Below are 13,988 nucleotides of genomic sequence, written 5' to 3' on the forward strand. Positions count from 1 at the left end.
CCCGTGATTCGTTTGTCACGCCTGGGTGTGCGGGACGAGGAGGTCTTCGAGTCCGATGCGGCCGAGGAATTCGGCGCGGACGCGGTCGGCCACATCACTGACCTCTTCCGAGCCGTCGCCCGCCGGGTCGACATGGACACGGAAGGGCCGCTGTCCATGCGGTGTGTCGACGATCCGGACGATGGCGTCGGCCACCTGACTGACATCGGCGTCGGCCGGAGCCAGCGCGGCGAGGCGCTGGGACACCTGGTCCATCAGTCCCGCGTAGCGCTCGTCGTACATCTTCACGGTGCTCTCGTCGGCAGGATGTCCTCCGGTCGCGAAGTGGTTGGTCCCCGAGGTGAAGGAACCGGGCACGACGATGGAGGTCTCGATATTGAAGCGCGCCAGCTCGGCCGCGTAGCTGACGGCGAAGGCGTCCATGGCGGCCTTGGCCGCGAAGTAAGGGGCGAGATAGGGCGGGGTGCCCCCCTTGGTGCTGGTGGAACCGACCCAGAGAACCAGCCCGTCACGCTGGGCGCGGAGCCGCGGCAGGGCCGCGCGGTTGACCCGCTGAGTGCCGAGGACATTGGTGTCATAGACAGCGGCGATCTCTTCGGGTGTGAACGCCTCGCTCGGTCCGGTCACCATGTGGCCGGCGTTGTGTATCAGTACGTCGAGAGTCGGCCGCTCGCCGAGTACGGTCGCGATCGCCGCGTCGGCCGACTCCTGTGACAGCACGTCGAGTTCCACCGTGCGCAGGTCCACGCCGTGTTCGGCCGCGTAGCCCGCGGCCTCGGTGACGCGGGACGCGTTGCGGCCGGTGGTGTCGCGCATGCCCGCGTAGACGGTGTGGCCCGCTCGGGCGAGGGCCCGGGCCGCGAGCGCCCCGAAGCCGGATCCCGCACCGGTGATGACGATGGTCTTGCCCATGGTGGAACTCCTTCGAAAGGAAACTGCGAACGGGACGGTACGGAGGGAGGGGGGTTTCCGGTGGTCAGACGATGCCGCCGTTGGCGCGCAGGACCTGGCCGTTGACCCAGCGCGCGGGGCCGGCCAGGAAGGCGACGACCTCGGCGATGTCCTCCGGCGTACCGAGGCGCTCCAGAGGCGGCTGGGCCGCCATCCGCGCGATGGTCTCCTCGTCCTTGCCGTCCAGGAACAGCGCGGTCGCGGTCGGGCCCGGGGCCACCGCGTTCACCGTGATGTCCCGGCCGCGCAGTTCGCGGGCCAGGATCAGGGTCATCGCCTCGACCGCGCCCTTGGTCGCGGCGTAGGCGGTGTAGCCGGGAAGGGCCAGCGCGAGCACGGAGGAGGAGAAGTTGATGATCGCGCCGCCCTTGCGCAGCCGACGGGCCGCCTGCTGGTCGACGACGAACGTGCCGCGGATGTTGGTGCGGTGCATACGGTCGAGGGCGTCCAGGTCGACATCGACCAGCGGGGCGAGAGTCATGGTGCCCGCGGCGTGGACGAGCACGTCGACTCCGCCGTAGGTCTCCGTGGCGGTGTCGAAGAGTGCGGCGACGGCCGTCTCGTCGGCCACGTCGGCCCGGACGGAGATGGCCCGGCCGCCCGCGGCGGTGATGGCCTCGACCGTCGCGTCGGCCTCGGCCTTGTTTCCCGCGTAGTTGATGACGACCGCGAAGCCGTCCGCGGCCAGACGCTCGGCGCTCTGCCGGCCGATGCCCCGCGAGCCGCCCGTGACGATGGCCACCCGGTGCGCGGCGGTCGTGTTCTGCGTGGTGCTCTCAGTCATGACGATGCTCCGTTCTGGTCGGGTCGCGCTCACCGCGACCCGTTGGAGCAACGCTAACACCAAACGGTTAGCGTCGCTACCCCTCACTCGTAACGTCGCTACCCTGCCCCCACATCCGCCATCAGGTCCTGAAACGAGACCTACCCGAGAAACGGTACAAACAACAACAATAGCCACTTCACGCCGGTTATTTGTTGTTCACAACCGAACGAACTCCGGCGGGCTCGTGCACAACTCTTGACGTGTACGAAACACGGGAGAAGCATCTCCCCTACCGAGAGAGCGCTCTCCAGCTTCTTTCCGCTGTGCCTGCCCGTTGTCTGACGACTCAGGAGACACGCCCATGCACGCTCCACCACTCGCCTCGCCGGTGTTCCGGAGATCCTCACCCGCGCGCAGACGAGGACTGGCCGCTTCCGTCGCCGCCACGCTGATCGCCTCCCTGTTGCTTCTCATACCGAGCACCACCGCACAGGCCGCGCCGACCCTCCTTTCCCAGGGCAAGCCGGTGACCGCCTCCAGCCAGGAGAACGGCGGTACTCCCGCCACCGGCGCCGTCGACGGCGACAACGGCACCCGCTGGTCGAGCGCCGCGGCCGATCCACAGTGGATCCAGGTCGACCTGGGCTCCACGGTCGCGGTCAGCCAGGTCGTCCTGCGCTGGGAGACCGCGTACGCCAAGGCGTACCGGATCGAGTTCTCCACCAACGGCACGAGCTGGACGACGGCGTACTCCACCACGACGGGCCCCGGCGGCACGGAGACGCTCAATGTCTCGGGCAACGCGCGCTACGTACGGGTGTACGGCACCACCCGCGCCACTCAGTACGGCTACTCCCTCTGGGAGTTCCAGGTGTACGGCGGCACGTCGGGCGGCACCGGCGACCCGATCGAGGGCGGCGGCGACCTCGGTCCCAACGTCCTGGTCTTCGACCCGTCGACCCCGAATATCCAGGGCAAGCTCGACCAGATCTTCCAGCAGCAGGAGTCGGCGCAGTTCGGCACCGGCCGCTACCAGCTTCTGTTCAAGCCCGGCACCTACAACAACATCAACGCGAACCTCGGTTTCTACACCTCGATCTCGGGTCTCGGTCTCTCGCCCGACGACACCACCTTCAACGGTGACGTGACCGTGGACGCCGGCTGGTTCAACGGCAACGCCACCCAGAACTTCTGGCGCTCCGCCGAGAACCTCGCGCTCAACCCGGTCAGCGGTACCGACCGGTGGGCCGTCGCGCAGGCGGCTCCGTTCCGTCGTATGCACGTCAAGGGCGGGCTCAACCTGGCGCCCAACGGTTACGGCTGGGCCAGTGGCGGCTACATCGCCGACAGCAAGATCGACGGCACCGTGGGACCGTACTCTCAGCAGCAGTGGTACACCCGCGACAGCTCCGTCGGCGGCTGGACCAACGGTGTCTGGAACATGACGTTCTCCGGCGTGGAGGGTGCGCCCGCGCAGGGCTTCCCGAACCCGCCGTACACCACGCTGAACAACACGCCCGTCTCGCGGGAGAAGCCGTTCCTGTACCTGGACGGCAACGCCTACAAGGTGTTCGTCCCCGCCAAGCGCACCAACGCCCGCGGCACCACCTGGGGCAATGGCGCGCCGCAGGGCCAGTCCCTGCCGCTCGACCAGTTCTACGTGGTCAAGCCGGGAGCGACGGCGGCGACGATCAACGCGGCACTCGCCCAGGGCCTCAACCTTCTCTTCACCCCGGGCATTTACCACGTCGACCAGCCGATCAATGTGACGCGTGCGAACACCGTCGTCCTGGGGCTCGGACTCGCCACGATCATCCCGGACAACGGAGTGACGGCCATGAAGGTGGCCGATGTGGACGGAGTGAAGCTCGCCGGCTTCCTGATCGACGCCGGTCCTGTGAACTCTCCGACGCTGCTGGAGGTCGGCCCGCAGGGAGCGGCAGCGGACCACTCCGCCAACCCGACCACCGTCCAGGACGTCTTCGTCAGGATCGGCGGCGCGGGCCCCGGCAAGGCCACCACCAGCATGGTGATCAACAGCGATGACACGATCATCGACCACACCTGGGTGTGGCGTGCCGACCATGGCGCGGGAGTCGGCTGGGAGACCAACCGGGCCGACTACGGCATCCGGGTCAACGGTGACGATGTGCTGGCCACCGGTCTCTTCGTCGAACACTTCAACAAGTACGACGTCGTCTGGGCCGGCGAGAACGGCAAGACGATCTTCTTCCAGAACGAGAAGGCCTACGACGCACCGAATCAGGCGGCGATCCAGAACGGCAATATCAAGGGCTACGCCGCCTACAAGGTCGAGGATTCGGTCAACAATCACGAGGGATGGGGTCTGGGCAGTTACTGCAACTACACCTCGGACCCGAACATCCAGCAGGACCACGGGTTCCAGGCACCGGTCAAACCCGGTGTCAAGTTCCACGACCTGCTAGTCGTCTCCCTCGGCGGCATGGGCCAGTACAACCATGTCATCAACAACACCGGATCGCCCACCTCGGGCACCTCGACGGTCCCGTCGACGGTGACCTCGTTCCCGTAAAACCGGTGAACGAGTGATCCGGAAGCCGGTCGACGGATAGTCCGGCCAGTACACGCAGGGCCCGGCCTCGAATCGAGGCCGGGCCCTGCCGCGTCGTTACGGCCGCGGACGGCGAACCGTCAGACGCACGGCTCGTCAGGCGGACGGGCCGTCAGATCCACGAGGCGTCAGCCGGGCCGGACGCCGCCGCGCGCGCACCTCCGGCCACTGTTCCCTCGGAAGGCGCAATATTCATACGATCAGTCTGGAAGTCTTCCGGCGGTGACCCGGCAGCCGCCTCCGGGCCCTGACCCGCTCGTTCACGGCTCAGCGCCCGGGAGCCGCCGCTTCCCGGACCACGGTTTCGGCCCGGCGTTCGAATGGCGACGCCTCCGGCGCCCGAACAGACTTGACGACATGTCGGCCAGGCAAAGCGCGGGGCTCCTTCTGTACCGGGTCATGGACACCGGTGCCGAAGTGCTGCTCGGACACATGGGCGGCCCGTACTGGTCGGGCCGCGACACCGCCGCCTGGTCGATTCCCAAGGGAGAGCACGGCCCCGAGGAGCAGCCCGAGGCCGCGGCCCGCCGGGAGTTCCAGGAGGAGCTGGGCGTGCCGCCGCCCGAGGGACCCTGGACACCGCTCGGCGCGTCCCGGCAGCGGGGAGGCAAGACGGTCACAGTCTGGGCCGTCGAGGGAGATCTCGACCCCGCACGGGCCGTCCTCGGCACTTTCACCATGGAGTGGCCGAGGGGCTCGGGTGTCCTGCGCGAGTTCCCGGAGCTGGACCGGGTCGCCTGGTTCCCACTGGAGGACGCGGTGGAGCCGCTGGTGACGGGGCAGCGGGTGTTCCTCGACAGGCTGGGCCGGTGCATACGCGAGGACCGCCGTCAGCCTCCGTCCGCCCGCTAGGGCCTCGCCGTCCAGGAAAGGCATCTCCCCGTGCAACCTCGCACCCATACTCTTGTCGCCGTCGGCACGGCGCTGCTCGTCGCCTCGGTACTCCCCACGATCGTGCTTCCCGAACTGGCCGCGCACTCTCCCTCACCACCCGATCCCGCGAAGGCGTCCCCGATGGCGTCCGGCGCCGTGCCGCCTCCCGGCTCGCTGCCCTCCCGGCCGGGAGCGGCTGGTCCGGGAGCCGGAGAGGGCGAGCTGGATCCGCCCACCCCGGACGGAGTCCCGGGCCCGCCCGCTCCGGACGGCGTGCCGGGACCCCCGTCCCGGGACGGCGTACCGGGTCCGCCGTCCTCACAAGGAGCACCAGGTCCGTCCGCCCCGAACGGAGTTCCGGGCCCACCCGCCGCGAACGGGCCGGCCCGCGGGCTTCCCCGCGGAGAGGGCGTGGTCACCGCGGCGGAGCTGCTGGCCAGGGTCAGCCAGTGCAACCAGATCTCGGACGGCCTGTACCGCCTCGACGAGAGCAGTCCGGCGACGGTTCCCGTCTGCGACGCGAACGGCGCCGTGTTCTGGAAGGCCGACATGGACATCGACTGCGACGGCCAGGTCACCACGCAGTGCGGGCCCTCGACCGATCGCTCGTTCCAGTTCCAGACGGCCTATATGCAGGCCGACGGCAAACCGCTGAAGTCGGAGGAGCTGCCGTATGTCGTCGTGCCGAATCCGAGTCCGATCTGGGACCACACGTCGTCGGGCATCCGGGGCGGCACACTCGCGGCCGTCATCCACGGCGACAACGTGCAGTACGGCGTCGTCGGCGACACGGGCCCGGCCGAGATCATCGGCGAGGCCTCGTACGCGACGGCCCGTGCTCTGGGTATCCCGGGCGACCCCAACCGGGGCGGTACCAGCTCCGGAGTGACGTACATCCTCTTCAAGGACTCCGGGATCTCGCCCATCGAGGACCAGAGCGCGGCCGTGCAGCTCGGCAGCGAACTGGCGCGGAAGTTCGTCGACGAGAACTAAGGGCTGTCCCGTGATCCCTGGTGGATCGGCGCGCGGCGTCGGATGCGGTGTGTCGCAAGGCGAAGGAGCGCTCGCACACGGGATGTATGCGGGCGTTCCGACAACGCGGCGAGGCGCCGTGGCTGTCGTCGCGCGCCCGCCGGGGATGACGGGACAGCCCTCGGGGTCGTCCGGCGGACGCGCGTGAAAGATCCGCCGGACCTGACCCGGGCGGTTCGCGGCGGGCCCGGGACCAGAGCCCGCCGCGAACCGCTTGCCGCTCAGACGATGCCTTCGGAGATCTCCGACTGCTCGCGGGCGTTCCCGTACGCCTTGGGCGTGCTGTACGAGCCACGGGCGACGTACCACCACACCGTCGCCAGAACCAGCACGACGGCCAGAGCGATCACCGCGTAGTTCATCGAGTCGACGGTCACCGGGTTCGACTGCGGCAGACAGAAGAGCACGGTGACGAGCGCCACCCACACAACGGCGATCCAGCCGATCGGCTTGCTCCAGCGGCCCAGGGTCCAGGGACCGGACTCGAAGCGGTTTCCGGCGCGCAGCTTCAGATAGATCGGGATGGCGTACGCGGGTGTGATGCCGATGACGTTGATGGCCGTCACCGCGCCGTAGGCCGTCGCGGAGTACAGCGACGGCACGGCGAGCAGGCACGCGACAATGACCGACAGCCAGACCGCCGGCACCGGGGTCTGGGTACGGCTGCTGACGCGCCGCCACAGCGCGGAGCCCGGCAGGGCGTTGTCGCGGCTGAAGGCGAAGACCATCCGGCTGGCGGCGGCGACCTCCGCGTTGCCGCAGAAGAGCTGTGCCACGATCACCAGGAGCAGCAGCGCCGTGGCACCGCTCGTACCGAGAGCGTCGATCAGGATCTGCGCGGGCGGTACGCCGGTGGCGCTGTTCCGCGTACCCGCGTAGTCCTGGATCGCGAAGGTGAGACCGGCCAGCAGGACGAAGCCGGCCAGCCAGGAGACCCAGATGGCCCGCACGATGCCGCGCGCCGCCGAGACCGAGGCGTTGGAGGTCTCCTCCGACAGATGCGCCGAGGCGTCGTAGCCGCAGAAGGTGTACTGCGCCAGCAGCAGCCCGATGGCGGCGACATAGATCGGGTTGTCCCAACCGGTGTCATTGACGAACTCGGTGAAGACGAACGACGGTGACTGGTGACGGTCGGGCACGATCGCCAGGGCGCCGACAATGACGGCGACACCGGCCAGATGCCACCACACACTGATCGAGTTGAGCACACTGACCAGCCGTACGCCGAACAGGTTCAGCACGGCGTGCAGCAGCAGGATGCACATGAATATGACCATGGTCCAGCCCGGAGTGGGCTCGAAGCCCCACTGCAGATTGAGAAAGGCGCCGGTGAACAGCGCTGCGCCGTAGTCGATACCGGCGATCGCGCCCAGCAGTCCGAGCAGGTTCAGCCAGCCGGTGTACCAGCCCCACTTGCGGCCGCCCAGCCGGTCGGCCATGTAGTAGAGGGCACCGGACGTGGGATAGGCGCTGGTGACCTCGGCGAGCGCCATACCGACGCAGAGCACGAACAGACCGACGCCCACCCAGCCCCAGAGCATCACCGAGGGGCCGCCGGCGCCCATGCCGAAGCCGTAGAGCGTCATACAGCCGGACAGGATGGAGATGACGGAGAAGCTGATGGCGAAGTTGCCGAAGCCTCCCATGCGGCGCGCGAGGACCGGCTGATAGCCCAGTTCGCGCAGGCGCTGCTCCTCATCCTTCCGCGGTGTGGCATCGGCTTTCGACCAAGCCGGTGGGGACAGGGACATGGGGGTACCTCCGGTCGGAATCATTGCGGAGCCTGGTGGTGCGTGCTGTGCGGCGGACCCCGGCTCAGCCGGACGGCCCGTGCCGCGGATCACGGGCCGCGCCGAGGCAGCGGCTGCGGGCGCGGAGGAACACTTCCTCCGCCTGTGCGGAGTCACCGGGGCTACGGGTGCGGTACGCCCATGGCAGTGAGGCGTAGAACGGTCCCAGCGCCTCGAACACCCGGGCCGCCTGGTCGAATTGGAGCGCGCCCCACAGAGCGTGCGCGAGATGGTTGAGATCGAGCAGCGACGCCGCGGCCAGAGAGGCCTGGTCGAACCACAGCTCCAGGGCCCGCAGGGCGTCCCTGGTGGCGTCCTCGGTGACCCAGTGGAGGTCGAGGGCCTTCTCGTGACCGTTCTCCCGGCGGTAGCGCTCCACCCTGACAAACAGCGGCAGGACATGCAGCGCCGAACCCTCTGGCGCCGAAGAGGCGGCCCACTGAACGAAGTTGACCGCTTCGGAGAGGGATCCATCGGCCCGCCGCGCGTACACGAACTGGAGCATGCGGTGGTACGCCTCGCGGTTGTACGGATCGCGCTTGTCCGCCTCGGCCAGCAGGGCCCACGGTCCGGGAAACAGCATCGGGCCGGGCGGCGCCAGCCGGTGCTCCTCCAGCCGCTGGCGGCCGTCGAGTTGGGACAGTGCCAGCAGGCACACCCAGGGCACCGGATCCGCCGGAGCGTGCCGCGCGGCGTTTCCACAGGCCTCCCACGCGCCCTGCCACAGCTCCTGGGTGCGTGGATGGCCCTCGCGGTGGGACCGCAGGGCGCGCTCCACCAGGACACGGGTGTGCATCACGGTCGCCGCGACACTGCGCGGCTCTTCGGCCCGCCATGTCTGTACGGCGTCGGAACCGGCGGCCACGGCGGCGAGCACCTGGGTCCGCTGGGTCCACTGTGCCCAGTCGGGCGTCTCCGCGAGGAGGTTGCGCATCGAGACCCAGCGGCCCGTGCGCAGATCCTGGACCGCGGCGCGCAGTTCGTTGTCGTGGCCCGCCGGATGGTAAATGGGACGGAAATGATCGCTCGCCATCAGCTCGGCTCCCTCGGCGAGAGCCGGACGGGAGAAGCTAGCACCGGGCCGCCGCCTCCGTCCCGGCTCCGGCCTGAACCGCGCCTCGCCGTACCGGCCGCCGTAAGGAGGCCACCGCCCGGGCACGGCCGGCAGGAGAGTGATCCGCGGTCTTGCGCTGCACGGCTCCGGACGGCGCCGCTTCCACGACACGCCCCGGGCCGAAGCGCCGCCCGGGTGAAAAGGTGGTCGTCATAGATCCTCTAGCACGGTGGGGGGTGAAGCGATCCGGCTTTCCTCACACATGACACGGAACTGCCGTGCCCGCAGCCAAAGGCGAACCGTTCGGGGTCGCCCTGCCACTGCTCGGCGATCAGTGTAGGGGCCGGAGTGCCGTCGCTCGAACACTTTGCTGATCTTTCGCAACTCTCCGTTGATCAAAGAAGGTTGCACATCTCGGGACCGGGCTGTCCGGACGATTTCCGGCGGGCCGGGACGGGCGCTCACAGCCGGTCCTGAGAACCCTTGACGCCCGCTCTGACCTGCACCACGCTTTCGCACAGCGATCACGACCCCTGCGACCGAAGAACGGGACATGCCGCCAGCCCACCACTCGCCCGCCACCCTCACCGGCCCGGCCGCCCGGCCGGTGCTCGCCATCGATCAGGGCACCTCGTCCACCAAGGCACTGGTCATCTGCCCCGAACGCGGTGTGATCGGCGCGGGATCGGCTCCGGCACCGCCCCGGTACGGCTCCGGCGGACTGGTCGAGGTCGATCCGGCCGTGCTGCTCTCCTCCGTCCTCGAAGCGGGACGCCAGGCCCTCGCAGACGCGGCCGAACCAGTCGCGGCCGTCGGCCTGGCCAACCAGGGCGAGACGGTCCTCGCCTGGGATCCGGACACGGGCGCGCCACTCACCGACGCGATCGTGTGGCAGGACCGGCGCGCCGAGTCGCTGTGCGCCGAACTCGCCGCGCACGACGAGCGGTTGACCCAACTGACCGGACTGCCTCTCGATCCGTACTTCGCCGCGCCCAAGATGGCCTGGATCCGGCGCCGGCTGACCCGCGAGGGCGCCGTCACCACCAGCGACTCCTGGCTGATCCACCAGTTGACGGGCGCGTTCGTCACGGACGCCGCCACCGCGGGACGTACCCAGCTTCTCGACCTCGACCACGTCGACTGGTCACCGGCGGCCCTGGAGATCTTCGGACTGTCCGGCGAGGCGCTGCCCCGTATCGTCGACGCCGCCGGGCCGGTCGGTACCACCACCGCCTTCGGCGACGAGATCCCGCTGACCGGGCTGCTCGTCGACCAGCAGGCCGCGCTGCTCGCCCAGGACGTGACCGAACCGGGCACGGCCAAGTGCACCTACGGCACCGGCGCGTTCCTGCTCGCCCAGACCGGCGAGCGGCCACGCCGAGGGACATCGGGACTGGTGAGCTGTGTCGCCTGGCGGCTCGGCGGCCGCACCAGCTACTGCCTCGACGGACAGGTCTACACAGCGGCCTCCGCCGTACGCTGGCTGACCGATCTCGGAGTGATCTCCGGCGCCGCCGACCTCGACCCGGTCGGCTCCTCCGTACCGGACAGCGGCGGCGTCACCTTCGTGCCGGCTCTCGCCGGGCTCGCGGCTCCGTGGTGGCGCGGCGATCTGCGCGGCTCGGTGACCGGCCTCGGCCTGAACACCGGAGCCGGGCATCTGGTGCGCGCGCTGTGCGAAGGCATCGCCGCCCAGGTCGTCGAGCTGGCCGACGCGGTGGCCACCGACCTCGGTCAGCCGCTGACAAGCCTCCGCGTGGACGGCGGTCTGACCCGGTCGGCGCTGCTGATGCAGACCCAGGCCGATCTGCTGCAACGGCCCGTGGAGGTCTCGGCGTTGCCCGATGTCACGGCCCTCGGCGTGGGCGCTCTCGCGCGTCTCGGACTCGCTCCGGAGCTGCGGCTTCGGCAGGTGATACCCGAGTGGAAACCCGCCGCGGTCTATGAACCGCGGATCGGCGCGGACGAGGCGGCCGCCCGCCTGGGCGTCTTCCGCTCGGCCGTGGCCGCGCTGCTCGACCGCACTCCCCCGCCCGCCGCACCTCGCTGACCTGGAGCACCATGACTGTCACGACCGCGGGAGCGCTGCCGGACGAGGTGTACGACATCGTGGTCGTCGGCGCCGGAGTGGTCGGCACCGCCATCGCCCGGGAGCTGACGCGATACCGATCGCGTATCGCGCTCGTGGAAGCCTCCGACGATGTCGGCGACGGTACGTCGAAGGCCAACACGGCGATTCTGCACACCGGTTTCGACGCGGTGCCCGGTTCGCTGGAGTCCCGGCTGGTGCGGGAGGGACAGCGGCGGCTGGCCGCCTACGCCGAGGAGAGCGGGATCCCCGTCGAGCCGCTCGGTGCCCTGCTGGTCGCCTGGGACGACGAGCAACTGGCCGCGCTGCCGAGGCTGGTGGAGAAGGCGGAGCGCAACGGCTACCGCGAGACACGGATCATGGGCGCGGACGAGCTGTACTCCCACGAGCCGCGTCTCGGTCCCGGCGCGCTCGGCGCGCTCGAAGTCCCCGGCGAGAGCGTCATCTGCCCATGGACGACGACGCTCGCGTACGCCACCCAGGCCGTCCTGGGCGGAGCCGATCTGCATCTCAACTGCCGGGTGGAGAAGGTCGCGAGCGGACCGCCGCATCAACTCGCCACCACACGCGGCCCGTTGCGTACGCACACACTGATCAACGCCGCCGGTCTCCATGCCGACGAGATCGACCGGCTGCTCGGCCACACCGACTTCACCGTGACTCCGCGACGAGGCCAGCTCATGGTCTTCGACAAACAGGCACGCGGCCTTGTCCGGCACATCCTGCTGCCGGTGCCGACCGCACTCGGCAAAGGCGTACTGGTGGCGCCGACGGTGTACGGCAATGTGATGCTCGGCCCGACCGCGGAGGACCTCGACGACAAGACGGCCACCGGATCGTCCGCGGAAGGCCTCAGCTATCTGCGGGACAAGGGCCGGCACATCATGCCGGAGCTGCTCGACGAGGAGGTCACCGCGGTCTACGCCGGACTGCGCGCCGCCACCGAGGAGGACGACTACCGGATCCGCTGCCACGCGGAACAGCGATATGTGACCGTCGGCGGCATCCGCTCCACCGGACTGACCGCGTCGATGGCGATCGCCGCCCATGTCGTGGAACTGCTGGCCGCCACCGGCCAGGAGCTGGGAGCACCTCGCGAGCTCGAACCCGTACGGATGCCGAATCTCGGCGAGGCGTTTCCCCGCCCGTACGAACGCGCCGACCTGATCGCCGCCGACCCGGAGTACGGAAGAATCGTCTGCCACTGCGAACGGGTCACCCGCGGCGAGATCCGCGACGCGCTCGCCGGCCCTCTCCCGCCCCGCTCGGCCGAGGGACTACGGCGGCGCACCCGCGCCCGCGGCGGCCGGTGCCAGGGCTTCTACTGCGGCGCCGCCGTACACGCCCTGTTCGCTCCCGCCACTCCCGGCGGCGAACCGTTCCCGCGGCCGGAGGTCGGACCATGAACGCCACAACGAACACGGACGGCCGGCGGGCACGTACCGTCGATGTCCTGGTGATCGGCGCGGGCCCGGCAGGACTGGCCGCGGCGGCCCGGCTCGCCGCGGCGGGCGCCGGTACGGTCGAGGTCGTCGACCGCGAGGAGCAGGCCGGAGGCATCCCGCGCCACTGCTACCACAGCGGATTCGGACTGCGTGAGCTGCGGCGCCCGATGAGCGGACCCGCGTACGCCCGCCACTGGTGCGACCTGGCGGCCGGAGCCGGCGCCGTCGTGCGCACCGGTGTCTCCGTCACCGGCTGGGCGGGACAGCGCGACACCAGGCCGCGGCCGCGGCGGGCCACCGCCCGGGACGGGCGGCCCCAAGGGCCGCCGGGCCCGCTCGCGCTGGACACCACGAGCCCGGACGGACTGGAACGGATCACCGCCGGAGCGGTCGTCCTCGCCACCGGCGCGCGTGAACGCCCGCGCAGCGCACGGCTGGTGCCCGGCACCAGACCGGCCGGAGTGTTCACCACCGGCGAGCTGCAGCAGGCCGTCCATCTGCACCACCAGCGGATCGGCCGGCGAGCGGTCGTCGTAGGCGCCGAACCCGTCAGCTACTCCGCCGCGCGCACCCTGCGAAGCGCGGGCGTGGAGGTCGCGGCGATGATCACCGACGAGCCGCGCCACCAGTCCTCCCTGGCGTCCGGGCTGGGCGCCCGGCTGCGGCACCAGGTCCCGCTGCTCACCGGGACGACCGTGACCGAACTGCTCGGCCGGGGCCGGCTCACCGGTCTCACGCTCCGGCACGCCGACGGCAGGACCACGACCGTCGCCTGTGACACGGTCGTGTTCACCGGCGACTGGATCCCCGACCAGGAGCTGGCCGCGCTGGGCGGTATCGCGCTGGACCGCGGCACCCGGGGCCCGGCGGTCGACACCGCGTTCCGTACGGCCGCCTCCGGGATCTTCGCGGTCGGCAATCTGATCCACGCGGTCGAACCCGCCGGCACCGCCGCCCGGGAGGGCCGGCTCGTCGCCGGGCCGGTGCTGCGGTATCTGGCGGACGGGGAGTGGCCGGGCGGGCAGGTGCCGGTGGCGGTCGAGGCGCCGCTGCGCTGGGTCGCGCCGAACCGGATCGACCCGCGCGGCCCACGGCCTCCGCTGGGCCGGTTCACCCTGCGTACGGCCCGTGCGGCCGGGCGGCTGTCGGTCCTGGTGGTCAGCCAGGACGGCCAGGTGCTGCACCGGGAGCGGCTGCGACGAGGCGCGGTGCCGAACCGGCCGGTGTACGCCTCCGCCGACTGGATCGACAAGGCGGATCCGGCCGGAGGGCCGGTGCTGATCACGGCGGGCTGAGCGGCGCGGGGTCGCGGCGGCGCGGGGTCAAGGCGGACGTGAGGCGGCCGGGCAAGGGGCGGCCCCACCGGCCCACCCCCCCTGCCGGTGGGGCCGGGGA

General features: G+C 70.3%; 10 protein-coding genes. 6 read left to right on the forward strand and 4 right to left on the reverse strand.

The window, feature by feature from the left end:
- Window positions 1-15 precede the first annotated feature (15 nt).
- Both PV679_RS32360 and PV679_RS32365 read right to left on the reverse strand, forming a co-directional pair.
- Complete coding sequence (locus PV679_RS32360; protein WP_319684383.1) at window positions 16-912, reverse strand: SDR family NAD(P)-dependent oxidoreductase; 897 nt, start codon at window positions 910-912, stop codon at window positions 16-18.
- A 64-nt stretch (window positions 913-976) separates the two neighbouring features.
- A complete protein-coding gene (locus PV679_RS32365) occupies window positions 977-1,735 on the reverse strand; it encodes an SDR family oxidoreductase (RefSeq protein WP_319684384.1) in 759 nt (252 codons plus the stop codon).
- 343 nt (window positions 1,736-2,078) lie between these two features.
- Between PV679_RS32365 and PV679_RS32370 the strand changes: the two genes are divergently transcribed.
- The 3 genes from PV679_RS32370 (at window position 2,079) to PV679_RS32380 (ending at window position 6,176) form a co-directional block, all read left to right on the forward strand.
- On the forward strand, window positions 2,079-4,271 hold the full coding sequence (locus PV679_RS32370) for a discoidin domain-containing protein (RefSeq protein ID WP_319684385.1): 2,193 nt from the start codon (window positions 2,079-2,081) through the stop codon (window positions 4,269-4,271).
- A 396-nt stretch (window positions 4,272-4,667) separates the two neighbouring features.
- Complete coding sequence (locus PV679_RS32375) at window positions 4,668-5,162, forward strand: NUDIX domain-containing protein (protein WP_319684387.1); 495 nt, start codon at window positions 4,668-4,670, stop codon at window positions 5,160-5,162.
- 30 nt (window positions 5,163-5,192) lie between these two features.
- A complete protein-coding gene (locus tag PV679_RS32380) occupies window positions 5,193-6,176 on the forward strand; it encodes a glycoside hydrolase family 75 protein (RefSeq protein WP_319684388.1) in 984 nt (327 codons plus the stop codon).
- Window positions 6,177-6,436: 260 nt separating this feature from the next.
- Here PV679_RS32380 and PV679_RS32385 read toward each other — a convergent pair whose 3' ends face one another.
- Together PV679_RS32385 and PV679_RS32390 are read right to left on the reverse strand one after the other, a co-directional pair.
- Window positions 6,437-7,966 (reverse strand): amino acid permease, encoded by a 1,530-nt coding sequence (locus tag PV679_RS32385; RefSeq protein WP_319684389.1) that lies wholly within the window; start codon window positions 7,964-7,966, stop codon window positions 6,437-6,439.
- A 64-nt stretch (window positions 7,967-8,030) separates the two neighbouring features.
- Window positions 8,031-9,038, reverse strand: a complete 1,008-nt coding sequence (locus PV679_RS32390) for a hypothetical protein (protein ID WP_319684391.1) — start codon at window positions 9,036-9,038, stop codon at window positions 8,031-8,033.
- A 574-nt stretch (window positions 9,039-9,612) separates the two neighbouring features.
- Here PV679_RS32390 and PV679_RS32395 point away from each other — a divergent pair.
- Genes PV679_RS32395 through PV679_RS32405 form a run of 3 tightly spaced genes read left to right on the forward strand, consistent with a single transcriptional unit; the run spans window position 9,613 to window position 13,888 of the window.
- A complete protein-coding gene (locus tag PV679_RS32395) occupies window positions 9,613-11,109 on the forward strand; it encodes an FGGY family carbohydrate kinase (RefSeq protein WP_319684392.1) in 1,497 nt (498 codons plus the stop codon).
- Window positions 11,110-11,120: 11 nt separating this feature from the next.
- On the forward strand, window positions 11,121-12,554 hold the full coding sequence (locus tag PV679_RS32400) for an FAD-dependent oxidoreductase (protein WP_319684394.1): 1,434 nt from the start codon (window positions 11,121-11,123) through the stop codon (window positions 12,552-12,554).
- Window positions 12,551-13,888 carry an FAD/NAD(P)-binding oxidoreductase gene (locus tag PV679_RS32405; RefSeq protein WP_319684396.1) on the forward strand — a complete coding sequence of 446 codons (1,338 nt, stop codon included), beginning with the start codon at window positions 12,551-12,553 and terminating at the stop codon, window positions 13,886-13,888. The genes PV679_RS32400 and PV679_RS32405 overlap by 4 nt, the downstream gene beginning before the upstream one ends.
- Window positions 13,889-13,988 lie beyond the last annotated feature (100 nt).

The sequence above is a fragment of the Streptomyces sp. AK02-01A genome (assembly GCF_033795305.1).
Taxonomy (GTDB): Bacteria; Actinomycetota; Actinomycetes; order Streptomycetales; family Streptomycetaceae; genus Streptomyces.

Bases quoted from the DNA above. Each gene is read 5' to 3' on its own strand.
- PV679_RS32360 (WP_319684383.1), bottom strand. From the start codon at position 912: ATGGGCAAGACCATCGTCATCACCGGTGCGGGATCCGGCTTCGGGGCG.
- PV679_RS32365 (WP_319684384.1), bottom strand. From the start codon at position 1,735: ATGACTGAGAGCACCACGCAGAACACGACCGCCGCGCACCGGGTGGCC.
- PV679_RS32370 (WP_319684385.1), top strand. From the start codon at position 2,079: ATGCACGCTCCACCACTCGCCTCGCCGGTGTTCCGGAGATCCTCACCC.
- PV679_RS32375 (WP_319684387.1), top strand. From the start codon at position 4,668: ATGTCGGCCAGGCAAAGCGCGGGGCTCCTTCTGTACCGGGTCATGGAC.
- PV679_RS32385 (WP_319684389.1), bottom strand. From the start codon at position 7,966: ATGTCCCTGTCCCCACCGGCTTGGTCGAAAGCCGATGCCACACCGCGG.
- PV679_RS32390 (WP_319684391.1), bottom strand. From the start codon at position 9,038: ATGGCGAGCGATCATTTCCGTCCCATTTACCATCCGGCGGGCCACGAC.
- PV679_RS32395 (WP_319684392.1), top strand. From the start codon at position 9,613: ATGCCGCCAGCCCACCACTCGCCCGCCACCCTCACCGGCCCGGCCGCC.
- PV679_RS32400 (WP_319684394.1), top strand. From the start codon at position 11,121: ATGACTGTCACGACCGCGGGAGCGCTGCCGGACGAGGTGTACGACATC.
- PV679_RS32405 (WP_319684396.1), top strand. From the start codon at position 12,551: ATGAACGCCACAACGAACACGGACGGCCGGCGGGCACGTACCGTCGAT.